23 protein-coding genes and 3 tRNA genes are annotated in these 20,996 nt (G+C 41.3%); 11 read left to right on the forward strand and 15 right to left on the reverse strand.

Going from position 1 to position 20,996, the window contains the following annotated elements; genetic code table 11:
• Nucleotides 1-182 precede the first annotated feature (182 nt).
• Nucleotides 183-2,702, reverse strand: a complete 2,520-nt coding sequence (locus MTP09_RS00360) for an ATP-dependent Clp protease ATP-binding subunit (RefSeq protein ID WP_243549591.1) — start codon at nucleotides 2,700-2,702, stop codon at nucleotides 183-185.
• Nucleotides 2,703-2,862: 160 nt separating this feature from the next.
• On the opposite strand from MTP09_RS00360, the gene MTP09_RS00365 reads away from it, so the two are divergent.
• The 4 genes from MTP09_RS00365 to MTP09_RS00380 are packed head-to-tail and all read left to right on the forward strand — an operon-like array spanning nucleotide 2,863 to nucleotide 5,609.
• Complete coding sequence (locus tag MTP09_RS00365) at nucleotides 2,863-3,081, forward strand: uroporphyrinogen decarboxylase (RefSeq protein ID WP_243549593.1); 219 nt, start codon at nucleotides 2,863-2,865, stop codon at nucleotides 3,079-3,081.
• A gap of 9 nt (nucleotides 3,082-3,090) precedes the next feature.
• Nucleotides 3,091-4,188: a glycosyltransferase family 4 protein gene (locus MTP09_RS00370; RefSeq protein ID WP_243549595.1), complete on the forward strand. Its 1,098-nt coding sequence runs from the start codon at nucleotides 3,091-3,093 to the stop codon at nucleotides 4,186-4,188.
• A 39-nt stretch (nucleotides 4,189-4,227) separates the two neighbouring features.
• Nucleotides 4,228-4,647 carry a SufE family protein gene (locus tag MTP09_RS00375; RefSeq protein ID WP_243549598.1) on the forward strand — a complete coding sequence of 140 codons (420 nt, stop codon included), beginning with the start codon at nucleotides 4,228-4,230 and terminating at the stop codon, nucleotides 4,645-4,647.
• Entirely contained in the window at nucleotides 4,644-5,609 is a 966-nt protein-coding gene (locus MTP09_RS00380) for a glycosyltransferase family 9 protein (protein ID WP_243549599.1), read from the forward strand. Before MTP09_RS00375 ends, MTP09_RS00380 begins: the two co-directional genes overlap by 4 nt.
• Before the next feature lie 29 nt (nucleotides 5,610-5,638).
• Here MTP09_RS00380 and MTP09_RS00385 read toward each other — a convergent pair whose 3' ends face one another.
• From MTP09_RS00385 to MTP09_RS00410, 6 genes are all read right to left on the reverse strand, one after another.
• Entirely contained in the window at nucleotides 5,639-6,721 is a 1,083-nt protein-coding gene (locus tag MTP09_RS00385; RefSeq protein WP_243549601.1) for a mannose-1-phosphate guanylyltransferase, read from the reverse strand.
• A 2-nt stretch (nucleotides 6,722-6,723) separates the two neighbouring features.
• On the reverse strand, nucleotides 6,724-7,314 hold the full coding sequence (locus MTP09_RS00390) for a SprT-like domain-containing protein (RefSeq protein WP_243549603.1): 591 nt from the start codon (nucleotides 7,312-7,314) through the stop codon (nucleotides 6,724-6,726).
• A gap of 88 nt (nucleotides 7,315-7,402) precedes the next feature.
• A complete protein-coding gene (locus tag MTP09_RS00395) occupies nucleotides 7,403-8,752 on the reverse strand; it encodes a TolC family protein (protein WP_243549605.1) in 1,350 nt (449 codons plus the stop codon).
• 40 nt (nucleotides 8,753-8,792) lie between these two features.
• Nucleotides 8,793-9,185, reverse strand: coding sequence for a hypothetical protein (locus MTP09_RS00400; RefSeq protein ID WP_243549607.1), 393 nt, complete (start codon nucleotides 9,183-9,185; stop codon nucleotides 8,793-8,795).
• A 131-nt stretch (nucleotides 9,186-9,316) separates the two neighbouring features.
• Nucleotides 9,317-9,517 (reverse strand): four helix bundle protein, encoded by a 201-nt coding sequence (locus MTP09_RS00405; RefSeq protein WP_456237124.1) that lies wholly within the window; start codon nucleotides 9,515-9,517, stop codon nucleotides 9,317-9,319.
• Nucleotides 9,518-9,770: 253 nt separating this feature from the next.
• On the reverse strand, nucleotides 9,771-11,174 hold the full coding sequence (locus MTP09_RS00410) for a nucleoside recognition domain-containing protein (RefSeq protein WP_243549609.1): 1,404 nt from the start codon (nucleotides 11,172-11,174) through the stop codon (nucleotides 9,771-9,773).
• Between the two features lie 133 nt (nucleotides 11,175-11,307).
• Here MTP09_RS00410 and MTP09_RS00415 point away from each other — a divergent pair, with 133 nt between their 5' ends.
• From MTP09_RS00415 to MTP09_RS00430, 3 genes are all read left to right on the forward strand, one after another.
• Nucleotides 11,308-12,546 carry an MFS transporter gene (locus tag MTP09_RS00415; protein WP_243549611.1) on the forward strand — a complete coding sequence of 413 codons (1,239 nt, stop codon included), beginning with the start codon at nucleotides 11,308-11,310 and terminating at the stop codon, nucleotides 12,544-12,546.
• 120 nt (nucleotides 12,547-12,666) lie between these two features.
• Nucleotides 12,667-13,005, forward strand: coding sequence for a DMT family transporter (locus tag MTP09_RS00420; RefSeq protein ID WP_243549613.1), 339 nt, complete (start codon nucleotides 12,667-12,669; stop codon nucleotides 13,003-13,005).
• Nucleotides 13,006-13,191: 186 nt separating this feature from the next.
• Nucleotides 13,192-14,124, forward strand: a complete 933-nt coding sequence (locus MTP09_RS00430) for an IS256 family transposase, variant Zn-binding type (RefSeq protein ID WP_456237125.1) — start codon at nucleotides 13,192-13,194, stop codon at nucleotides 14,122-14,124.
• Between the two features lie 452 nt (nucleotides 14,125-14,576).
• On the opposite strand, the gene MTP09_RS00435 is transcribed toward MTP09_RS00430, so the two are convergent.
• The 8 genes from MTP09_RS00435 to MTP09_RS00470 form a co-directional block, all read right to left on the reverse strand.
• Nucleotides 14,577-14,771, reverse strand: coding sequence for a hypothetical protein (locus tag MTP09_RS00435; protein ID WP_243549617.1), 195 nt, complete (start codon nucleotides 14,769-14,771; stop codon nucleotides 14,577-14,579).
• A 59-nt stretch (nucleotides 14,772-14,830) separates the two neighbouring features.
• The gene (locus MTP09_RS00440; RefSeq protein ID WP_243549619.1) at nucleotides 14,831-16,330 is read right to left on the reverse strand and encodes a GH3 auxin-responsive promoter family protein; all 1,500 of its coding nucleotides are present in this window, start codon (nucleotides 16,328-16,330) and stop codon (nucleotides 14,831-14,833) included.
• A 55-nt stretch (nucleotides 16,331-16,385) separates the two neighbouring features.
• The gene (locus tag MTP09_RS00445) at nucleotides 16,386-16,706 is read right to left on the reverse strand and encodes a hypothetical protein (RefSeq protein WP_243549621.1); all 321 of its coding nucleotides are present in this window, start codon (nucleotides 16,704-16,706) and stop codon (nucleotides 16,386-16,388) included.
• Between the two features lie 67 nt (nucleotides 16,707-16,773).
• A complete protein-coding gene (locus MTP09_RS00450) occupies nucleotides 16,774-17,316 on the reverse strand; it encodes a hypothetical protein (protein WP_243549623.1) in 543 nt (180 codons plus the stop codon).
• Nucleotides 17,317-17,384: 68 nt separating this feature from the next.
• The gene (locus MTP09_RS00455; protein WP_243549625.1) at nucleotides 17,385-17,747 is read right to left on the reverse strand and encodes a hypothetical protein; all 363 of its coding nucleotides are present in this window, start codon (nucleotides 17,745-17,747) and stop codon (nucleotides 17,385-17,387) included.
• 51 nt (nucleotides 17,748-17,798) lie between these two features.
• Nucleotides 17,799-17,882: transfer RNA gene (locus MTP09_RS00460), tRNA-Leu, on the reverse strand.
• Between the two features lie 14 nt (nucleotides 17,883-17,896).
• Nucleotides 17,897-17,969, reverse strand: a tRNA-Gly gene (locus MTP09_RS00465).
• 9 nt (nucleotides 17,970-17,978) lie between these two features.
• Nucleotides 17,979-18,060: transfer RNA gene (locus MTP09_RS00470), tRNA-Leu, on the reverse strand.
• Between the two features lie 133 nt (nucleotides 18,061-18,193).
• On the opposite strand from MTP09_RS00470, the gene MTP09_RS00475 reads away from it, so the two are divergent.
• The 4 genes from MTP09_RS00475 to MTP09_RS00490 all read left to right on the forward strand — a co-directional run bounded on the left by MTP09_RS00475 (nucleotide 18,194) and on the right by MTP09_RS00490 (nucleotide 20,975).
• Nucleotides 18,194-18,571, forward strand: a complete 378-nt coding sequence (locus tag MTP09_RS00475; protein WP_243549627.1) for a DUF3127 domain-containing protein — start codon at nucleotides 18,194-18,196, stop codon at nucleotides 18,569-18,571.
• A 54-nt stretch (nucleotides 18,572-18,625) separates the two neighbouring features.
• Entirely contained in the window at nucleotides 18,626-19,276 is a 651-nt protein-coding gene (gene aat, locus MTP09_RS00480) for a leucyl/phenylalanyl-tRNA--protein transferase (RefSeq protein ID WP_243549629.1), read from the forward strand.
• Nucleotides 19,266-20,150 (forward strand): DMT family transporter, encoded by an 885-nt coding sequence (locus MTP09_RS00485; RefSeq protein WP_243549631.1) that lies wholly within the window; start codon nucleotides 19,266-19,268, stop codon nucleotides 20,148-20,150. The genes aat and MTP09_RS00485 overlap by 11 nt, the downstream gene beginning before the upstream one ends.
• 171 nt (nucleotides 20,151-20,321) lie before the next feature.
• Nucleotides 20,322-20,975, forward strand: coding sequence for a CBS domain-containing protein (locus tag MTP09_RS00490; protein WP_243549633.1), 654 nt, complete (start codon nucleotides 20,322-20,324; stop codon nucleotides 20,973-20,975).
• Nucleotides 20,976-20,996: the final 21 nt, after the last annotated feature.

Consider the following 20,996-nt stretch of genomic DNA (forward strand, 5'->3'; position numbering starts at 1 on the left):
CAACGATTTTTTTTGATTTTTCAGACATAAAAAAAATTTATTGAAACAAAGTTCAATAAACTTTTGTAATCGCATCTAATAATCGGTATTACAAAGAATTTTACCAACTATTTTTGACTATTAAATCAAAACAAAAAAACCTTGTCAAAATCGACAAGGTTTTTCTGTATCTGAAATCGCGATTATTTCGCCGTTTCTTTCTTTTTCACACTTGCTCCTTCCAAAGCATCTTTGGCTTCGTTCAGTTGCAGCACGATGGTCTCGCCTTCTGAAAGCTGCTTGTTGACCAGCATTTCCGCAAGCAGATCTTCGATATACTTTTGGATAGCTCGTTTTAGTGGTCTCGCTCCGAAGTCTTTGTCCCAACCTTTTTCAGCGATAAAGTTTTTCGCATCCTCGGTAAGTTCCACTTTGTAGTCGAGTTTTTCCAGACGCTTATACAACTTGTTGAGTTCCAGATCGATGATTTTCGAGATGTCGTCTTTTTCCAAACTGTTGAAAATCACGATATCGTCGATTCTGTTCAGGAATTCCGGTGCGAAAGCTTTCTTCAGTGCATTTTCGATGGTGCTTCTTGCACGTGCATCCGAAGTCGATTTTTTCGCAGTGGTTCCGAATCCTACTCCGTCGCCGAAATCTTTCAAATCTCTCGTTCCGATGTTGGAAGTAAGGATGACGATCGTATTTCTAAAGTCGATTTTCCTGCCTAAAGAATCGGTTACGAAACCTTCGTCCAAAATCTGCAATAAGATATTGAAAACATCAGGGTGAGCTTTTTCGATTTCGTCTAAAAGTACAACGGCATAAGGTTTTCTGCGAACAGCTTCCGTCAATTGACCGCCTTCTTCGTAACCAACGTATCCTGGAGGAGCTCCTACCAATCTCGAAACGGCAAATTTTTCCATATATTCGCTCATATCGATTCTGATCAAAGCGTCGTCGGAATCGAAAAGTTCTCGGGCCATTACTTTGGCGAGCTCGGTTTTCCCGACACCCGTTGTTCCAAGGAAGATGAACGTTCCGATTGGTCGGTTTGGATCTTTCAGTCCGGCTCTATTTCGTTGGATCGCTTTCACGACTTTTTTCACGGCTTCTTCCTGTCCGATCACTTTTCCGTTCAGCATCGTGTCCATTTGAGCCAACTTGTCGAGTTCGTTTTTGCCGACTTTGGTTACAGGGATTCCACTCATCATAGAAACCACTTCCGCAACATTTTCTTCGGTTACGGTTTCTTTCTTTTCCTTCACATTTTTATCCCAGGTTTCCTGAGCAAGGTTCAGCTCGATTTGCAGTCTTTCCTCTTCATCTTTCAGTTTTCGGGCTTCAAGATAATCCTGCGCCTTTACTGCTTTCTGTTTCTGTTCCTTGATTTCCTCGATTTTCTTTTCGTGGTCGATGATTTCGGTCGGAACTTTCATGTTTTTGATATACACTCTCGATCCAGCTTCGTCCATCGCGTCGATGGCTTTGTCTGGTAGAAAACGGTCTGTAATATATCTCGACGTCAAATTCACACACGCCGCAATCGCTTCATCGGTGTAAATGACGTTGTGATGGTCTTCGTATTTGTCTTTAATCTGATTTAAAATCTGGATGGTTTCTTCCACGGAAGTCGGTTCCACCATCACTTTTTGGAAACGTCTTTCGAGCGCGCCGTCTTTCTCGATATACTGTCGATATTCGTCCAAAGTGGTTGCACCGATGCATTGGATTTCTCCTCTCGCCAAAGCAGGTTTAAACATATTTGATGCATCGAGACTTCCCGTTGAACTTCCTGCTCCCACAATCGTGTGCAACTCATCGATGAAGAGGATTACGTCGCGGTTTTTCTCAAGTTCGGTCATAATCGCCTTCATTCTTTCTTCGAACTGACCTCGGTATTTCGTACCAGCAACCAAACTCGCCAAATCAAGCGTGATCACCCGTTTTCCGAAGAGCACGCGCGAAACTTTTTTCTGGTGAATTCTCAGCGCCAAACCTTCAGCAATTGCAGATTTACCAACTCCAGGTTCACCGATAAGTAACGGATTGTTTTTCTTTCTTCTCGATAAGATTTGGGAAACTCTTTCAATTTCCTGCTCTCTTCCGATTACAGGGTCAAGTTTTCCGTCTCTTGCCAAAGAAGTGAGGTCTCTTCCAAAATTATCTAAAGTCGGCGTTTTGCTTTTTCCTGTTCCGATATTTCCCGTTGGTTTACGCATCTGTCCGTACTCCTCTCTTTCCTCGTCATCGTCGTAGGCGCTCATTTTCGGATTTTGCCCCGAATTTTTCAGCATCGTTTGGTATTCCTTCGTCACTCTTTCGTAGTCGATATCGTAGGAACCGAGAATATTGGTGGTGGGATCTTCGGATTTGTAAAGAATTCCGAGAAGAAGATGCACCGTGTTGATTTCCGAACCTTGGTACTGTCTGCACTCGAGTTCGGAGCGTTTCACTGCCTGATCCGCCATCTTGGTAAACGAAATCTTGTCGCTTTCGGCATTGAAAGGGTTCAAACTTGCAACTGCCATCGTTTCGATTTTTCTTCTGATTTGCGTTAAATCTGCTCCCAGATTTTGCAGGATGTCGCGTGCGGAATTTTCTGTTCTAATAATTCCTAAAAGGAAATGCTCGGTATTCAGGAATTCGCTCTGCAAACGTCTTGCCTCATTTTTACTTTGTTTGAACACCTGGTCCAAACCGTTGGAGAATTTATGATCCATAATCTTGTCTCAATCTGTTTTTAAAGGTAAAGAAAAAAATTCTTTAGCCATAATCAAAGTTACAAATACTTTACCAAAAATAAATAATGACTTTATGGCAGAAATGATTTCTTCAATTCACTGAAAATGATTAGGTTTGTCACCCCAAATTTTTAAAGCAATGAGTCCTGAAATTACCAACTACATCGGCTATGGCGCATCATTCTTCGTAGTGCTGAGTTTTGTGCTGAAAGACATTAAGAAAATCAGAATCGTAAATTTAATTGGCTGTATTCTCTTCGTAATCTACGGTGTTTACAGTGATTATTTGTGGCCGATCATTATTCCCAATGCAATTCTCTGCGTAATTCAGGCGTATCATTTGCTGAAAAAAGACTAATTTTCAGCAATGAAAGTTTTGGTAAGCGTTTTCAATAATTTATATACAGACCAACGTGTAGAAAAGGTTTGCAGAACTTTATCCGAAAACGGTTACGAGATCGAACTCATCGGAAACGATTGGGGCGGCTTGCCAGAAATGCAGCGACCGTACCCTTTTTCGCGGATTTTGTTAAAGTCAAAATCGCTGAAACTCGCCTATCCCGAATTTAACTGGAAACTGTATTTTGAGCTTTTAAAGAGGGCCGACAAAAACACCGTTCTTCTTTCCAATGACTTGGATACGCTTTTGGCGAACCGACTTGTTTCAAGGAAACTTAGGATTCCACTAGTTTTCGACAGTCACGAGATTTTCACGGAAATGCCTGCAATCAATGGGCGCTTTACCCAGAAAATCTGGCGGCTTCTTCAAAAAGCTATCGTTCCCAAACTGGAATTTGTGATGACGGCGAGTGAAAGCTACGCCGATTGGTTTGCTAAAACCTACGGAATTGAAAGACCGATCGTCGTTCAGAATTTTCCGTTAAGAATTGAAAACCCGCAAAACTACTCCGAAATTAATTCGAACAAAGTCATTCTTTATCAAGGTGTGATCAATCCATCCCGTGGTTTGGACAAGATGATTCCTGCAATGCAGCATATTGAAAATGCCGAATTCTGGATTTGCGGAGACGGTCCCAAAAAAGAGGAATATGTTGCTTTAACTAAAACTTTAGGTCTGGAAGAAAAAGTGAAATTTCTCGGAAAATTGTTACCCGAAAAACTCCGCGAAATTACCAAGAAAGCGGATGTTGGTTTAAGCATCGAAGAAAACAACGGGCTCAGTTACTACTACTCGATGCCGAACAAAGTTTCGGATTATATTCAGCAGAGAGTTCCCGTCGTGGTTTCGGATTTTCCCGAAATGGGAAAAGTAATCGAACGTTTCGAGGTAGGCGAAAAAATCGGGAACCATTCGGAACTCGTCGAAAAAATCGGCATCGTCTTGCGCAACGGTAAAAAGTTTTATGAGGACCACCTTAACAAAGCTGCATCCGAACTTTGCTGGGAAAAAGAGGAACCAAAAATTACAGCGCTTTTCAAAAAGGTCGTGCAGAAGAATTTCTAAGGCCGAATTCCTTACCTTTGTAAAAATGAAATTTCAGCGATGACCATCAAAGAAAAACAGCAGGAACTTGTTGACGAATTTTCCTTTCTTGACGACTGGGAACAGAAATACGAATACATTATCGACCTCGGAAAAGAACTGAAAGGACTTCCCGATGACAAAAAAACGGAAGCCAACCTCATCAAAGGTTGTCAGTCGCAGGTTTGGATCGACGCCGAGTTCAAGGACGGCAAACTCTTCTTCAACGCCGATTCCGACGGAATTCTCCCGAAAGGAATAGTTTCGCTTCTGGTTTCGGTGTACAGCGGTCATTCCACCCAGGAAATTTTGGATTCGGACTTTAAGTTTATCGAAGAAATCGGGTTGCAGGAATTTCTGTCGCCTTCTAGAGCCAATGGTTTAATGGCGATGACCAAGCAGATCAAGTTTTACGCAGTAGCATTTCAAATCAAAAAGTGACGAGAATTTTAGCATACCGATTTTCAGCTTTCGGAGATGTTGCCATGACAGTTCCTGTGATTACTGAGTTTCTGGAGCAGAATCCCAATGTCGAAATCGTGATGGTTTCCCGAAAAAATTTCAAAGACCTTTTCGAAGGAATTCCAAACCTTGTTTTCAAAGGAATCAATCTGGATGACTACAAAGGAGTTTTCGGAATGCGAAAATTATCGAAAGAGTTGATGGATGAATTTGATTTTAAACACGTTGCAGATCTACACGACGTCATCAGAACAAAAATCCTCGACAGGATTTTCACCAGAAAAGGATTCAAAGTTTCAAAAATCGATAAGGGAAAGGATGAAAAAGAACACCTTACCGACATCTGGAATCTCGAGAAAACGCAACTGAAAAAGAATACCGAACGCTACGCCGAGGTGTTCCGCGGATTGGGATTTAATCTAGAACTTTCGCACCACTACCGCGAGAAAAGCAAGGAAAAATCAGGAATCGGAATCGCTCCTTTCGCCCAACACAAGGGAAAAATGCTTCCTTTGGAAAAAACTTTCGAAGTCGCCAAAATTCTTTCCCAACAACATAAAATCTATTTTTTCGGCGGAGGTAAGAACGAGGTTGAAACCCTCAACAACTGGGAAAGCCAAATCCCAAATTCTGAAAACCTCGCAGGAAAACTGACCTTAAAACAGGAACTCGAAAAAATTTCGCACCTCGAACTGATGATCTCGATGGATTCAGCGAACATGCATTTGGCGAGTTTGGTAGGAACACGCTGTGTTTCAGTTTGGGGATCGACGCATCCTTTTGCGGGATTCCTCGGTTATGGGCAAAGCGAAAATGATGTCGTGCAAATCAAGGATTTAACTTGCAGACCTTGCTCAGTATTTGGCGATAAGGAATGTTTCCGGGGCGACTGGGCGTGCTTGGAAGAGATTGAGGTGCAGAAGGTTATCAAAAAAATATAAAATCCATTCGCGCGGAATGGATTTTTTTGTTACATAAATTTGTCGCCCTTTTTTAGCGTTCTTAAATCCTGAACATATTCTTTGATAAGTTGGTCGTTGTCGCGCGGACAGATCAACAATGCTTTATCGGTATCGACGATGATAAAGTTTTTGAGACCATCGATAATCGCCGCTTTGTTTCGGCTTTTCAGTCGCACAATATTTCCTTTGGAGTTGTAGGTCAAGATATGTTTTGACTTGATGGCATTTTTGTCCTCGTCTTTTTCGGCATTTTCATAAACGGAAGTCCAGGTTCCCAAATCGCTCCATCCCAGATCCGAAGGAATTACGTAAACGTTTTTCGCCTTTTCCAAAATTCCGTTGTCGATCGAGATTTTGTTCACTTTAGGATAGATCAGATCAATACACGCTGATTCACCTTTCGCATTGTACTTGCAGCTTTGGAAGTGTTGCGACATTTCCTCAAGATAAAGTTCAAATGCTGCAAGAATCGATTTCACATTCCAGATAAAGATTCCCGCGTTCCACAGGAAGTCGCCGCTTTCAAGAAAAGTTTTCGCGATTTCGAGGTCGGGTTTTTCGGTAAAGGTTTTTACTTTATAGTATTCAGAATTCTTTTTCTCCACAAACTGAATGTAGCCGTAACCAGTATCGGGACGCGTCGGCTTAATTCCCAAAGTGATGAGGTAGTCGTTTTTTTCTGCAAGGTTGAAGCCGAGCTCCACTTTTCGCAGGAAGATGTTTTCCTTTAAAATCAAATGATCCGCGGGAAGCACAATCATATTTGCATCGGGATTAAGGTCAGCGATTTTTTTAGCCATATAAATATTGCAGGCCGCCGTATTCTTCATCATCGGTTCGCCCACGATATTTTCGGGTCTCAGTTGCGGAAGCTGCTGTTCGGTGAGCGAAACGTATTCTCTGTTGGTAATCACGAAAATATTTTCCGCGGGTACGATTTTGTTGATTCTGTCAAAAGTTTGCTGGATCATCGTTCGTCCCGTCCCTAAAATATCCTGAAACTGCTTTGGGTATTTTTGGGTACTCATCGGCCAGAATCTGCTGCCGATTCCTCCTGCCATAATCACGCAGTAATTATTTGATTTTGTCATTGCTAAGTCAATTTTTCTACTCTTGCCAATGGTTTGAAAATATACGCTTTTCCATTGTCGAGGTTTTTGCAAAGATAATTTATTTTGCGCTTTTCCTTTATGACGAAAGTCTGCTTCCTATAGATAAATCGGTCACCAATTTCCAGGTCATCAACATAAGATGTTTCGTCATCCACATTTTCGATATGGAAATATTTCACCAGATCAGGACTTGCCATAAAGTTTGCTTTCGGTGATCTTGAAAATTTTAGGATAATGGGTCTTAAATCTTCGCTGTAAATGGCTATGCTTTCCAAAAGCATTTCGCGGAAGGTGTGTTTCCACTCTGCACCGTGAGGTGCGATTCTTCTGCCAAAATTTTCCAATGCGAGAAGATGCGCAAGTTCGTGGGTGAGGACAAAAAAGAAAAGTTGCGGCTGCAAAGTAGCATTAATCGTAATCTTGTGAGATTTGTCGGGCATTCTTCGGTAGTCGCCTAATTTGGAATTGCGTTCTCTTGTGATCTTGATGTGGATATAGTGTTCGCCAAACCATTTCCTCAAAAAAGGCAGCGCATTTTCGGGCAAAAATCTTTCTAACTGTGTAATCGACATACTTTAAAAACTACCCCGTCTTCTGAACTTCGTCCAGAATCCACCCCTTCAGAGAAGGGGAATCTGCGGTGGCGACAGACAAATTCTGCTATAAAGATAAGGGAATTCCCGCATAGAAATTCAGCAGCTTCAAGCTGAACAGGTAATTGTATTTTGCCTGTGCAACGGAACCTTGAGCATTGGCGAAATTATTTCGGGCAATGTTGAGGTCGTAAATCGTGGTTCGTCCCGCCTCATAACTTTTCTCTGCAAAATCCAGGGCGAGCTTCGAACTTTTTTCGGCTTCTATTGCGGCGAGATATGCTTCGTAATTGCTTTCGGCGTCGAACTGTGCTTTCTGGACATTCTGAAGAACTTCCTGCTTTTGCTGCAGCAAAGTGGTTTTGGCAATTTCTTCGTTAATTTTTGACTGTTCCACATTGAGCCGCGTAATTCCCTTGTTAAAGATCGGGATGCGTGCCGACAAACCTAGTTGTTGCCCGAAATTGTCTTTGTATTGCTTGAAGAAACCGCTTTCCTTGATCGGCTGTCCGTTGATATCAACTCCCGCCGTATTGGTCACCAATGAGTTGAAGTAGGAAGTTCCGACTCCCGCATTTGCAGAAACTGTTGGCCAAAAAGCAGTTTTGGTGATTTCGGTTTGCGCTTCTGCAGATTTTATTCTGCTTTCTGCGGCCTTTATTTGAGGTTGGTTTTCGTATGCTTTGTTAATCACATTTTCAGCGGAAACCAAAGGTGCGTCTAAAATATCTTTCAACGGAACATCCTGAATATCAAAGTTTTTGTAATTTGGAAGTTGAAGAAGCATTGCCAGTGAAAACAGGTTTCGATTGGTGTTGATCTGCGCGGTTTTCAGGTTCTGTTTTTCTCGGGCTAAAGCGGATTCTGCTTCTGCTAAAATTGTCTTTGCGGTAGTCCCGACTTCGGTGGTGATCTTTGCTCTTTGGTAAAGTTTGTCGGCGTTCTGGAGTGCGCTTTCAGAAATTTTTTCAATTTCCCGGTTCAGTAAAACGGAGAGGTATTGCTGTGCGATTTGTAGCGAGATATCGTTTTTCACCCGTTCCAAATCAAACTGGCTCGCTTCGACGTCGTATTCAGTTTTACGGATGCTTTTCTCAAGCCGACCATTATTATAAACTAAAATGTCGGCTACCACGCTTGAGCTGTTGGTGAAATTATCGTTTCGGTTGGAGTTTCCGAACACGTCTCTTCCCTGTCCGAAGTTTGCGTTATTGTTGATATTTCCCGAAACCGACGGAAGGTATTCGCGTTTCGCAATTTTCAGGTTCAAGTCCTGATTTTTTGTCGAAAATTGGTTTTGGATGACCTGCAGATTATTTTCTACCGCGTAATTCACACACTCCTGAAGCGACCATTTCTTCTGTGAAAATGCGAATGTAGCAATAAAGCTCAGCAATAAAATGGCTTGCTTTTTCATTAAGAATTTTAATGAATAAGACGGAATTTTGTCAAAAATGTTACAGCGAGTTTTTCAGTTCGCCAATTCTCGACATGATGGGCATTGAGAAAATACCGCTTTTCTGGAGGTAGGTTTCGTAGAAAGTTTTGGCTTTCTCGGCAAAATCTCGATTTGGATTTTCTTTATTTTTAAAGTAAAAAAGATGACCTAAAAGTTCAAAATACGGGATGTGATGGGCAGAATCTTTTTGCTCGACCAGGTTGATAATTTCATCCGAGGATTTTGAACTCAGTTCTTCGAAATTCATTTTAAAGGTATCGTTCATATTGGTCTCGAAGATTCTTTGCTGCTCTTCGGGAAGTGTTGCTTCATTTTTCCCTAAAAGCAAAGTTGCAAGCATTTCGGAAAACTGTTTTACGATACGGATGATGTAGTCTTTGTCGTGGATCATTATTTTTTTGTTTCAAGTTTAAGGTTTCAAGTTCAGTGCGTGCAGGGTGCAAGGTGCGATTGGTGTAGGTTGCAATGGTTGCAGTGGTTGCAATGGTTGCAGTGGATGCGGAGTCGTAAAAGATTGTTAGTTTATGTTCGCCAGTTGTTTTTAACGTATTCAATAAAGTTGTGGATTTGGACGCTTAGTGAAATGTATTTTTCATTCAATTCGTCGAACCTTGCGGTCTCTAAATCAGGATAAACTCGCATAATCTTCTTGATGTGATTAGAAGTTTCGTCGCAACTGGAGTGAGACATCCGGAGAAATCTTAGAAAATCCTGTTTATACATTCTTCTTCCATAACCTTCTATAATATTTGAGTTGACAGAATCAGCGAGCGCCTTAACTGACTTCCCAATTCGTGAAGCTCATATTTGGGTAAAACAAATGAGATTTGGTGTGCTTCTGCGAACAACTCAAAAGAGACATTATAAATTTCCAGTTTATGATAACTCATATTTCAAATCTTTTATCAAAATTATTAGTTCAAATTTTCAACAACGAGTTGTAACAATTGCAACTACTGCAACAATTGCAACCAAATTAGGCGAAAAACAAATACGCCAAAATCACCGAAGTAATAATTCCCACCAAGTCTGCAAGTAGCATTGCGGTTACGGTATATCGGGTGTTTTTCACAGCGACTGCCCCGAAATAAACGGCGATAACGTAGAAAGTAGTGTCAGAACTTCCCTGAAGAACTGCGGCCAATCTTCCCTGGAAACTGTCGGCACCGAAGGTTTGCATCGTATCGACCATCATTCCTCTTGCTCCGGAACCTGAAAGTGGCTTGATCAGCGCGGTCGGTAATCCGTCAACAAAACGGGTGTCGAAACCTACAACCGCTGCAACCCATTTCATTCCGTCGATGATGACGTCGAAAACTCCCGAAGTTCTCAGCAATGAGATTGCGATCAACATTCCGACAAGATAAGGGATGATTTTCACGCAGGTCCAGAAACCTTCTTTCGCCCCTTCAATAAAGGCGTCAAAAACATTGATTTTTTTGTAGATCGCTCCCAAAACGATGGCAAAAAAGATGAGAAGAATAATTCCGTTACTCAGCAATTTACTGAAATCGTCGAGACCTTCTTTCGACAAACTCACCAGATAAACCACGAGCAAACCGATAATCGCAGAAATACCCCCGAGATAAGCGATCACGACTGGCTGAAACAGGTTGATTTTTTGGTAAAGTGAAACGATAATCATCGCCGCCATCGTCGCTGCAAACGTCGCGATCATACACGGAAGAAAAATATCGGTTGGTGTTTGCGAACCCATCGAAGCGCGGATCGCAATAATGGAAACGGGAATCAACGTCAATCCACCTGCGTGCAGACACAGAAACATAATTTGCGAATTACTTGCGCGGTCTTTGTCTGGATTTAAGGTTTGTAAGCTTTCCATCGCTTTCAGTCCGAAAGGAGTTGCAGCATTGTCGAGCCCCAGTAAATTGGCGGAAAAATTCAGGAGCATGTGTCCGAAAGATGGGTGGTTCTTGGGAATTTCAGGAAACAGCTTCGAAAAAAACGGCTGAATCAGTCGCGACAATAAATTAATTCCGCCCGCTTTTTCAGCAATTCCCATGAATCCCATGAAGAGCGTCATAATCCCGATCAAGCCAAGACAGATTTTCACCGCGGTTTCCGAAGTTCCAATCACACCGTCGGTTTCCTGAACTCGGTACACCTTCACCGCAGATCTCGCAGAATCGGTTTTGTAATGAATTCTGTTATCGTCGAAAGTCGGTTTTACAAGAAGTGCATTTTTGATTTCGGGGTTCAGTTCGGAGATGTTTTTAGTGGCAATCTGTACGGTGTCGCCACTTTTCCCGACGACCATATCGTTGTAGATGGCTTTGTAATTATCAGAGAATAAATACTTTACACTTGCTACAATAATTGCGATGATGATGAACGCGCTCCAGATTCTGCTTAAAACCATTGACTAAAAAAATTTAGTAAATGTAGTAAAAAGTTTGTTTTTTATAGCCGGGCAAAGCATTCAAGATTTCTTTTGGGTAAATGTTTCCTAAAAATCTTCTTTAAAGTTATTTGTTATCAGCTATTTTTGCAAAATGTTTTCGCTGGAGCCGATTCAAACTTTAAAGATCAAAGAATTCAGAAATCTGATGACGGGCAGGTTTTTCCTTGTTTTGTCTTTCAGGATGTTGGCAACTTTGATGGGATGGTGGATTTACCAGCTGACACACGATCCTTTTGCAATTGGATTGATCGGATTGTCGGAAGTGATTCCCGCAGTTTCTACCGCGCTTTATGCGGGACACGTGATCGACAATACCGAAAAGAAAAGATTGTTGCTGATCTGTAATTACGCCTACGTTTTTCTGATTGGTCTTTTGGCGATTCCTGCATTTTATGGGAATAATTTGCTGCATTTAGACAACCGGCACATTACCTATTTTATTTACGCCATCATCTTTTTCACCGGTTTTTGTCGCGCTTTTTTAGGGCCAATAATTCCATCGATGATTCCGCGGATTGTGCCCCGCGAAACTTTGCCCAATGCCATTACGCTCAATCAGGCAACTTTCCTCACCGCTTCGGTTACAGGTCACGCTTTGGGAGGATTTATGATTCACTGGATCGATATTTCGGGGACTGTTCTGGTCGTGGTGGGAATGATGGTTTTGGCCTCCCTTTTCTTTTGGAATTTAAACCAACACCATTCGGAAAATACGCACAAAGAAGTGAAAGTAATGCAGAGCATGAAAGAGGGAATCAGCTATATTTACAGGACGAAAGAAATTTTGGGCGCGCTCTGTCTTGATATGTTTGCTGTTCTTTTTGGTGGTGCGGTGGCGATGATCCCGGTTTACGCGACCGATATTCTGAAGGTCGGTTCCGAAGGTTTCGGTTTGCTGAATGCCGCTTCAGATATTGGCTCTATGTGCATTATCGCGTTCCTCGCATTCGTTCCATTAAGGAAAAATCAGGGAAAAATACTGCTGTTTGCGGTTGCGGGATTTGGGTTGTGCATCATCGGTTTCGGGCTTTCAAAACTGTACTGGCTTTCTTTTGGATTATTAATGTTAAGCGGAATGTTGGATGGGATTTCCGTCGTGATCCGCGGAACCATTGTGCAGTTGAAAACTCCTGAATATATTCGGGGAAGAGTATTGAGCGTGAATTCCATTTTCATCATGTCGAGCAACGAAATGGGACAGTTTGAAAGTGGTGTCGCTGCAAAACTTCTCGGCGTGGTGCGTTCGGTGGTTTTCGGTGGAACGATGACTTTGCTCGTTGCGTTGATTGTAGGAACTACGGTGCCGAAGCTGCGGAAGATGAACTATTAGAAGTGAATTTCTTCGAGTGAATTTCTTCGAGTGAATTTCTTCGAGTGAATTTCTTCGAGTGAATTTTTTTTTAAGAACTTGAAACTTAAAACCTCAAACATAAAACTTCAAACCTCTGCTATGAACTGGATTATCCTCATTGTTGCCGGACTTTTTGAAACCGGATTTGCTACCTGCCTCGGAAAAGCGCAGGAAACCTCTGGAAAAGAAAGTCTTTTTTGGTGGGCTGGATTTGTGGTCGCGCTGTTTATCAGTATGTTTCTGATGTATAAGTCGATTTCGTACGGAAGCAATCCGATTCCGATTGGGACTGCTTATGCGGTTTGGACGGGGATTGGCGCGGTTGGCGGAGTGATGGCGGGAATTTTCTTTTTCAATGAGCCCGTCACTTTCTGGCGGATGTTTTTTGTGTTCACGCTGATTGCTTCTGTGGTGGGATTGAAGATGGTGTCGAATTAATTTTAATTGCAAAACTCCTATCACGGAAAGTATTTATAAATATGATTTAATAGTCAAAAATAGTTGGTAAAATTCTTTGTAATACCGATTATTAGATGCGATTACAAAAGTTTATTGAACTTTGTTTCAATAAATTTTTTTTATGTCTGAAAATTCAAAAAAAATCGTTGTTGGTGTTGTGGAAGTTTGGATACCATTTCGTGGGGAAAACAGAAAGGCAAGAGGCGGTTCAAGTGTAAGAACTGCGGGATTTACTTTACGCTTGAAAACAAATCCGTAAGTTTAAAAAATAAAGAGATTTGGTTCAGGAAGTGGATCATAGGTCGACAAACTTACGAGCAGATTTCAATTGAATCCGGATATTCGATCAGTACGCTCCAACGATATTTTAACCTTATGCTGGCAAAGGCTCCACAGCTGAGTTACAGTCAGAACAAGGAAGTCTATCTTTTGATTGACGCCACATATTTTTCCAATGAAATCTGTCTTGTCGTTTTTAGGGACGATGTCTTCAAACAAACCCAGCTTTACAGAATAACCGATGGCGAACACTTTGAAGAACTTAGGGAAGATCTTCAAAATATTCTTGATTTGGGTGTAAAAATTGGTGGGATTACGTGCGACGGAGATAAATCCCTGATTAAGGCTATTAGAAAGGTATGCCCGAAAGTTCCGATGCAGAGATGCCTGGTGCATATCCAGAGAATGTGCAAGATATGGCTTTCCGCACATCCTAAAACAAGAGCAGGTTTCGAACTTAGAGAGATCGCGTGTAAACTTCACTTTATCGACTGCGAGTCAAAAAAGCAATATTGGATACGGGAGCTTGTGGATTGGTTCGAGCAGCACAAAGAGTTTATCAATGAAAAATCTTACAATGAGGAAACAGGAAGGTATTGGTATACTCACAAGATGGTGAGGCGAAGTTTTTCAGTGATCAAAAAGGCGCTTCCAAATATGTTCACCTTTCTACAGAATCCTAAGATACCGAAAACCACCAATGGTCTGGAATCCTTCTTCGGACATCTGAAAGGCAATCTGAATATTCATAGAGGACTTACTAAAAGTAGGCGCAAAAAATTCATTCAATGGTATCTTTTCTATAAAAACCAGAAGTGATGAAAGGTTTTTTAGCCATTTGGCTGTTCCGATAATTTATTAAAAAGGATGGTCGAAACCATCCCTCTAAACTATCGTTTACAGCGTCAGTTGTATTGCTGGCGAGTTGCACCTCTGCATGGCTCGCTTCCTCTTCCAACCAACAGCCGAATATTACAAATTATTTTTTAAAAAAACACCAACTATTTTTGACCACATTACCATAAATATCCTTTCGGTGTAAAATCCGCGCAAATTCAATCGTATTATTTTCTATGAAGTCTCCAATTCTGTAATCGCCGAGTTTAATTCTGTAAGCGAATTTGAAGTTTCTTATTTTTTCAGATTTTTGATTTCTGTATAATTGTTGCAGTTTTCTACAAAATCGATGCAATCTTTCAAAGACAATTTTACAGAATCATCTAATTTGATTTTTAATAAATCTTTTTCAAACGATTTAAGGAAAATGGTTTTCATTCCAGGATATTCAGTATTTGCTCTTTGGAAACGGTTTTTGTTCGATCAATACCTTTCATTAGTTTTGTAAATGCGAGGTTTTCCTTTTCATCATCTGTAAGGACTTTGAAGCGAAGTTTAAGTTTTTCGAATAAACTTTTCAAGAGTTTTAAATCTTCTTTATTTTCTGTTTGTACTATAATTGTTTCCATACTTTATCTTAAAAAAAATCTTGTTGAAAGTTACAATTTTATATTGAATGGGATATGAATCAATTTCTAAATTCTTCCAAGAAATCCCCAATCTTCCTGTCATTCGCCAATCTCGGGATTTTGTTTTGTCCGCCGAGTTTTCCTTCGGATTTTGCATATTCCTGAAAAGCGTTTTTCTTTAATTTTGTAATGATTAAAGGTTGAAGAACGTTTCCGGAAATCAGGTCATCGTAATAGGTGTTGCGTTTCCGCATTTCTTCGTCGAGGTTTTTTCTGAATGCTTCAATATTTTCCGGTTCCTTTTCAAACTCGATGAACCATTCGTGGTAAGGAAGTCCTTCTGTGGGATTTACCTGTGGCGCCAAATGAAACTCGGTAATCTGTGCCGGAAATTTTTCAACGGTCGCCTTCATCGATTCCTCCACTTCGATGGCGATTACGTGTTCGCCGAAAGCGGAGGTGAAATGCTTCGTCCTTCCCGAAACCAAAATCCGATAAGGATTCTTTGAGATAAATCTCACGACATCTCCAATAGAATAAGCCCAAAGTCCTGAATTTGTAGTCAAGATCAGTGCATAGTCTTTATTGAGCTCGACATCTTTTAAAGTCAATCGTTTCGCTTCCGGTTTTTCGTATTCTTCCAAAGGAACAAACTCGTAGAAAATCCCGTGATTGGTCAAAAGCAGCAAACCTTCTTTCTGATAATCGTCCTGAAAGGCAAAAAAGCCCTCACTTGCCGGGAAAGTCTGCGCGGTATCTATTTGCTTTCCGAGAAGTTCGTTCATTTTCTCACGGTATGGTTCATAATTGACACCGCCAGTAATGATGAGTTGAAGATTTGGGAAGAGTTCCGTGATTTTCTTTCCGTTTCTTTCGATCAGTTTTTCAAAATACATAATCAACCAAGGCGGAATTCCCGAAATCAGGGTCATATTTTGCTTTTCGGTTTCTTTTACGATTTCGTCCACCTTTTTTTCCCAATCGTCGATGAGGTTGGTTTTCAAGCTCGGCAACCGGTTTTTCTGTAAGTAATTCGGGATATGGTGCGCAACAATTCCTGAAAGTCGGCCTGTCTTAATCCCGTTGATTTCCTCAAGTTCCGGACTTCCCTGTAAAAAAATCATCTTACCGTTGACAAAGTCAGCATTGTTCTTTTTGTCGATATAGTGGAAAATCGCACTTTGTGCCGCCGCAATCTGATACGGCATTCCTTCCTTAGAAATCGGGATGTATTTCGTGCCGGAAGTGGTTCCCGAAGTTTTCGCAAAATATTCGGGAGTGTCTGTCCAAAGGATATTTCGCTGCCCTTTCTTGATTTTCTCGATATACGGTTTCAGATCCTCGTAATCTGCGATGGGAACTGTTTTCTGAAAATCTGCCACAGATTGGATTTCTTCAAATCGATAGGTTCTTCCAAATAAGGTCTTCTCAGCTTTTTTTATTAATGATAATAGGAGCCGCTCCTGGTCTTCGACGGCGTTTTGCTTAAAGAGTTCAGTTTCTTTAACGTGTTTTTTTGCCCAAACCAAAGCAATCTTTTTCTTGAGGAAATTCAGCATGAAGCAAAATTAAATAAAAAACCGGCGATAATGATTTGCCGGTTATGAATTGAATCTATTTTTTCTTGAAAATCGAGTTCCAAACCTGTTTCGGTGTTTTCGGCTTTGGAGGTCGCTCTCCATTTGGTCCCGGTGGAGGAGCGGGTGGTTCCTTCAATCGGCCGTCTTTGGTAAACGGATGCGGTGGATGCGGTGGATGTTGTGGATGAGCCCGATGTTTCCTTGCTTTTGCATGATGTGGCGGAGCAGGTGGCTTTTGCAGCTTCCCAGATTTAGTGAACGGCGACTCCGGTTTTGGCGGAGCGGGCGGTCTTTGCTGTGCAGTGGTAAATCCGATTCCGAAGTAAAAGATTGCTGCGGTTAATAAACTTTTCATAATGTTTTTTGTGATTGATGTAACCAAATCAAAAACCGTACACAAAATGAAAAGATTTTGTTTGGATTTAGAAATTATAGCGGTACCCTAAACCAAAACTCAGGAAAAAAGAACGGCTGTAATAGTTTTGAATTGAGGGATCTTCGTTATAAACGGTATTGAAGTACATATTAAACTTTAAGTTCCCAAATGCCTGTTGCCTTCCTTCACGGTCGAGGTTGTAAATCGCTTTTCCACCAAGCAACGGACCAGAGCCGGTAGTCTTGAAAAAGTTACTGCTGTTGTAAATATACGGCGTGGACAATGCGAAATAGCTGTATCCCAACATTTCCTCGACAAAAAAATCTTCCGAAATATTTTCGCGGTGGGTAAGAAATGCATCAAACACATGCATCGTTGGCGATCCGATACTTCCGAAATAGTTTTCCCGACCGTACTTTACGTTACTGAATAAAATACTGTAATCCAAGCCGATCCCAAACCTAATGGGCGTCATCAGGTTTCCACCAAATCCAAATCCGTAGAAAGTCTGCAAATCTTTGGCGAAAGTATTGTTTCCCAACGGTTTCATAATAATTGCTTTTGCATCGGCATTAGAAACCACATCCATAATGTTCTTTTTTTTCTGACCGAAATAAAGTAAGGGAAAACAAAAAAACAAAATTCTTATCAATTTCATTACTGCAAAATGATTTCGTTTAAGACAATGTAGGTAATCTCATTTGGAATGATTATTTTGTAGGCATCCGCTGAAATTTGACATCCCGGCTTTGAAGCTGAAAATGATTTGATTTTTTTGTTGAGTTTCAACGATGAAACTGATGAGTCTTTCGGCCCCGATACCACGAAACTGCCTGAACTTTCAGGCCGAGCTTCTCCAATTACAAAATTATTGTTGATGATGCTTATGAAGACTTCGTCCAAGTTGCTCCCTACGATCTTACCTTCCACATAAATTCGGGAATTGTTTTCATTGGCGCGGTCGCATCCGACAAACACAGTGAGAAAAAGAAAAAAGCAAAAAATAACGGAATATTTCATATAGCAGTAAATAAAAACCCTCTGTAATCCGAAGTTACAGAGGGTTTTAAGTACCTCGGACGGGACTTGAACCCGTACGTCCTTGCGGACACAGGATTTTAAGTCCTGCGTGTCTACCAGTTCCACCACCAAGGCAGGTAGATAAGTTGAGCGAAAAACGGGATTCGAACCCGCGACCCCGACCTTGGCAAGGTCGTGCTCTACCAGCTGAGCTATTTTCGCAATAAAAAGTGCGGATGAAGGGACTCGAACCCCCACGCCTCACGGCACCAGATCCTAAGTCTGGCGTGGCTACCAATTACACCACATCCGCTAATGAACACTGTTCTTTTTTTGGTGAGTGCAAATATAAAAACTTTTTTCATTTCAGACAAAGAAAAATTCGAAAAACTCAATTTTAATATATGTGATGATTTTACTACTTTTACATTCTTAACAATTTTGAAATGGAATTACAAGGAACAGTAAAGAAAATATCTGATATCCAGACATTTGCAAGCGGATTTCAGAAAAGAGAAATGGTGCTCACTACGGAGGAACAGTATCCGCAACCGATCAATATCGAATTTCTTCAGGAAAAAGGAGAGTTGCTTAATGGGCTGAAAGAAGGCGACAAAGTAAAGGTAGGAATCAATTTGAGAGGAAGAGAATGGACTTCCCCACAAGGCGAGGTGAAATATTTCAATTCCATTATCGGATGGAGAATTGAAAAACTCGACGGTGCCGCAGATTTCAACGAGCCGGTGGAAGCAAAACCTGCCGCAACACAACCTGTAGAAAACAAAAACGTCTTCGAAGAGGAAGACGACGATTTACCTTTTTAATAATCGGAAACCAATCTAAAATCCTGCTGCTCAAGTAGGATTTCTTTTGTAAAAATGGTACGGCTCGATCCCAAAGAAATTTCTTTCCCAGATCCCGAACTGCTCGAATCCCCATCCGGTTTGATGGCGATTGGTGGCGATGTTTTGCCCGACAGATTGTGGTTCGCCTATCAAAACGGTCTGTTTCCGTGGTTTAATGAGGGGGAAGAAATCTTGTGGTGGTGTCCGGATCCGCGATTCGTGCTTTTTCCAAATGAGTTGAAGGTTTCCAAATCAATGAAGAAAATTCTGCGCGACGGCGTTTTTACTTTCACCGAAAACAAATGCTTTCGACAAGTAATGGAGGAATGCAAAAGCGTTTTCAGAAAAGGACAGGACGGAACCTGGATTTCCACACAACTGATCGATTCGTTTGTTGTTCTTCATAAAAACGGAGTTGCAAAAAGTTTTGAGGTTTGGCAAAATGGCGAATTGGTCGGCGGTTTTTATGGAGTACAGGTCGGCAATGTTTTTTGCGGCGAAAGCATGTTCTCCAAAGTGAGCAATGCGTCCAAAGCTGGATTTATCAACTTCGTAACGAACCATCCGGAAATTGAGCTGATCGACTGTCAGATTCACACCGAGCATCTGGAATCACTTGGCGCGGAGCTGATTCCGAAAAAAAAATATTTAGAAATTTTGAAAAAACAAAACAATGAATCCTGAAAAAGAAAAATGGGTTCTTTTAGTGGTTCTGTCCATTATTTGGGGTTCGTCCTTCATCCTTATCAAGAAATCTCTCGAACATTTCAATCCTTATGAAGTCGGCGCTTTGCGGGTGCTGATCGCAGGAATAATTTTGATGCCACTCGCAGTAATGAACATCAAAAAGTTTCCGAAAAAACATTTGAAGTGGCTCGTTTTAGCTGCATTGACCGGAAACTTCATCCCGATGTTTCTTTTTCCTATTGCCGAAACCAAAGTCAGCAGCAGTATCGCGGGAATCATCAACTCGATGATGCCGATTTTCGTGATTATCGTCGGTTCACTCGTCTGGAAGTTTCAAACCACGAAAAGACAGCTCATCGGTGTTGCCATCAGTTTTTTTGGAGCGTGTGTTTTGGCGTTGTCGGGAGCGGGAACAGGTGAGCTCAAAGTGATTCCAATTCTGCTACTGCTTTTGGCGACACTGTGTTACGCAATCAGCACCACGACAGTGAAATCTAAGCTCAATGATATTCCTGCAAAAATTCTTTCAGGGTTTGTATTCTCTTTTGTCTTGATGCTTCCTTCACTGATTTCGCTGGTTTTTGCGGGATTCTTCAATGATTTTAAAGCCGACAGAAATCTTTTGGTGGGATTGGGATTTGTGAGCTTGCTCTCGATTTTCGGGACAGGTTTGGCGATGATGCTGAATTACCGATTGCTCAATATTTCGACGCCGCTTTTTGCCTCGACGGTTACTTTACTAATGCCAGTTGTCGCAGTAATTTGGGGCGTTTTGGATGGCGAGAAACTCACACTGTTACAGACCTTTGGCGGAATCATCATTATCGCGGGACTCATTTTTCTGCGGTCGAAACCAACTGTTCCAAAATAAAAAAACTGCCCAGTCCTAAAACAGTGCAGTTTGAAATAAATCTAATAAAAAGTAAAAATGAAAGGCAACAAAGATATGGAAAAGAATTTCTATTTTGCAAATTTTTTCTCATAATTTCAAATTATTTTCATTGTCCCCGTTTGTCAGACATAAATTTCCTAAATTTGGCTAATGTTTATCAAAGATTATATTTCCAAAGATTACCCCGCTTTCAACATCAGCGATTCCATTGACGAAGCCAACGAGATTGCAAAAGAGTTCGGCTACTCACACGTTTTTGTGAAGAAGAAGGGAATTTATCAGGGAGCAGTGAGCCAGTCTTTTCTGGAAGAAAGTCCTGAAGGAAGTTTGGCTTCGCTCGCCATTCATTTCGAAAAATTTGCGATTCTCGATGACGGAAATATTTTAGACACGATCAAACTCTTCCATACCTTTAACACAAACGTAGTTCCTGTCATCACCAAAGATGAAAAATACAGGGGTTATCTTTCCTGCGACGATATTTTCAACGAGTTTTCGAAGTACCCGCTTTTTTCCGAAAACGGTGCGTTGCTCGTCGTTCAGATTAATGAGAAGAATTACTCGATGACCGAAATCTGCAAAATCGTGGAGTCCAACAATGCCAAAATCTACGGATGTTACATCAGTTTGATTGCGGAAGGCGACATTCAGGTGACGCTGAAAATCAGTAGCGAAAACCTGAGCTCCATTGACGAGACTTTTGAAAGATACGGCTACAACGTCGTCCACAAATTTTACGACGACGAGAAGGAGGAACTGTTGAAAGACCGTTTCGGATTCTTCCAAAAATATTTAGAGGTCTAAAACAAGTTTGCTAAAAATATT

Origin of the sequence: Chryseobacterium suipulveris (genome assembly GCF_022811685.1) — a bacterium.
Taxonomy (GTDB): domain Bacteria; phylum Bacteroidota; class Bacteroidia; order Flavobacteriales; family Weeksellaceae; genus Kaistella; species Kaistella suipulveris.

Coding starts and splice junctions, on each gene's coding strand:
- MTP09_RS00390 (WP_243549603.1), bottom strand. CDS start 7,314: ATGTCGATTACACAGTTAGAAAGATTTTTGCCCGAAAATGCGCTGCCT.
- MTP09_RS00395 (WP_243549605.1), bottom strand. CDS start 8,752: ATGAAAAAGCAAGCCATTTTATTGCTGAGCTTTATTGCTACATTCGCA.
- MTP09_RS00440 (WP_243549619.1), bottom strand. CDS start 16,330: ATGCTGAATTTCCTCAAGAAAAAGATTGCTTTGGTTTGGGCAAAAAAA.
- MTP09_RS00405 (WP_456237124.1), bottom strand. CDS start 9,517: ATGTATAAACAGGATTTTCTAAGATTTCTCCGGATGTCTCACTCCAGT.
- MTP09_RS00485 (WP_243549631.1), top strand. CDS start 19,266: ATGAATCCTGAAAAAGAAAAATGGGTTCTTTTAGTGGTTCTGTCCATT.
- MTP09_RS00365 (WP_243549593.1), top strand. CDS start 2,863: ATGAGTCCTGAAATTACCAACTACATCGGCTATGGCGCATCATTCTTC.
- MTP09_RS00410 (WP_243549609.1), bottom strand. CDS start 11,174: ATGGTTTTAAGCAGAATCTGGAGCGCGTTCATCATCATCGCAATTATT.
- MTP09_RS00420 (WP_243549613.1), top strand. CDS start 12,667: ATGAACTGGATTATCCTCATTGTTGCCGGACTTTTTGAAACCGGATTT.
- MTP09_RS00415 (WP_243549611.1), top strand. CDS start 11,308: ATGTTTTCGCTGGAGCCGATTCAAACTTTAAAGATCAAAGAATTCAGA.
- MTP09_RS00490 (WP_243549633.1), top strand. CDS start 20,322: ATGTTTATCAAAGATTATATTTCCAAAGATTACCCCGCTTTCAACATC.
- MTP09_RS00360 (WP_243549591.1), bottom strand. CDS start 2,702: ATGGATCATAAATTCTCCAACGGTTTGGACCAGGTGTTCAAACAAAGT.
- MTP09_RS00455 (WP_243549625.1), bottom strand. CDS start 17,747: ATGAAATATTCCGTTATTTTTTGCTTTTTTCTTTTTCTCACTGTGTTT.
- MTP09_RS00370 (WP_243549595.1), top strand. CDS start 3,091: ATGAAAGTTTTGGTAAGCGTTTTCAATAATTTATATACAGACCAACGT.
- MTP09_RS00445 (WP_243549621.1), bottom strand. CDS start 16,706: ATGAAAAGTTTATTAACCGCAGCAATCTTTTACTTCGGAATCGGATTT.
- MTP09_RS00450 (WP_243549623.1), bottom strand. CDS start 17,316: ATGGATGTGGTTTCTAATGCCGATGCAAAAGCAATTATTATGAAACCG.
- MTP09_RS00375 (WP_243549598.1), top strand. CDS start 4,228: ATGACCATCAAAGAAAAACAGCAGGAACTTGTTGACGAATTTTCCTTT.
- MTP09_RS00385 (WP_243549601.1), bottom strand. CDS start 6,721: ATGACAAAATCAAATAATTACTGCGTGATTATGGCAGGAGGAATCGGC.
- MTP09_RS00475 (WP_243549627.1), top strand. CDS start 18,194: ATGGAATTACAAGGAACAGTAAAGAAAATATCTGATATCCAGACATTT.
- MTP09_RS00400 (WP_243549607.1), bottom strand. CDS start 9,185: ATGATCCACGACAAAGACTACATCATCCGTATCGTAAAACAGTTTTCC.
- aat (WP_243549629.1), top strand. CDS start 18,626: ATGGTACGGCTCGATCCCAAAGAAATTTCTTTCCCAGATCCCGAACTG.
- MTP09_RS00435 (WP_243549617.1), bottom strand. CDS start 14,771: ATGGAAACAATTATAGTACAAACAGAAAATAAAGAAGATTTAAAACTC.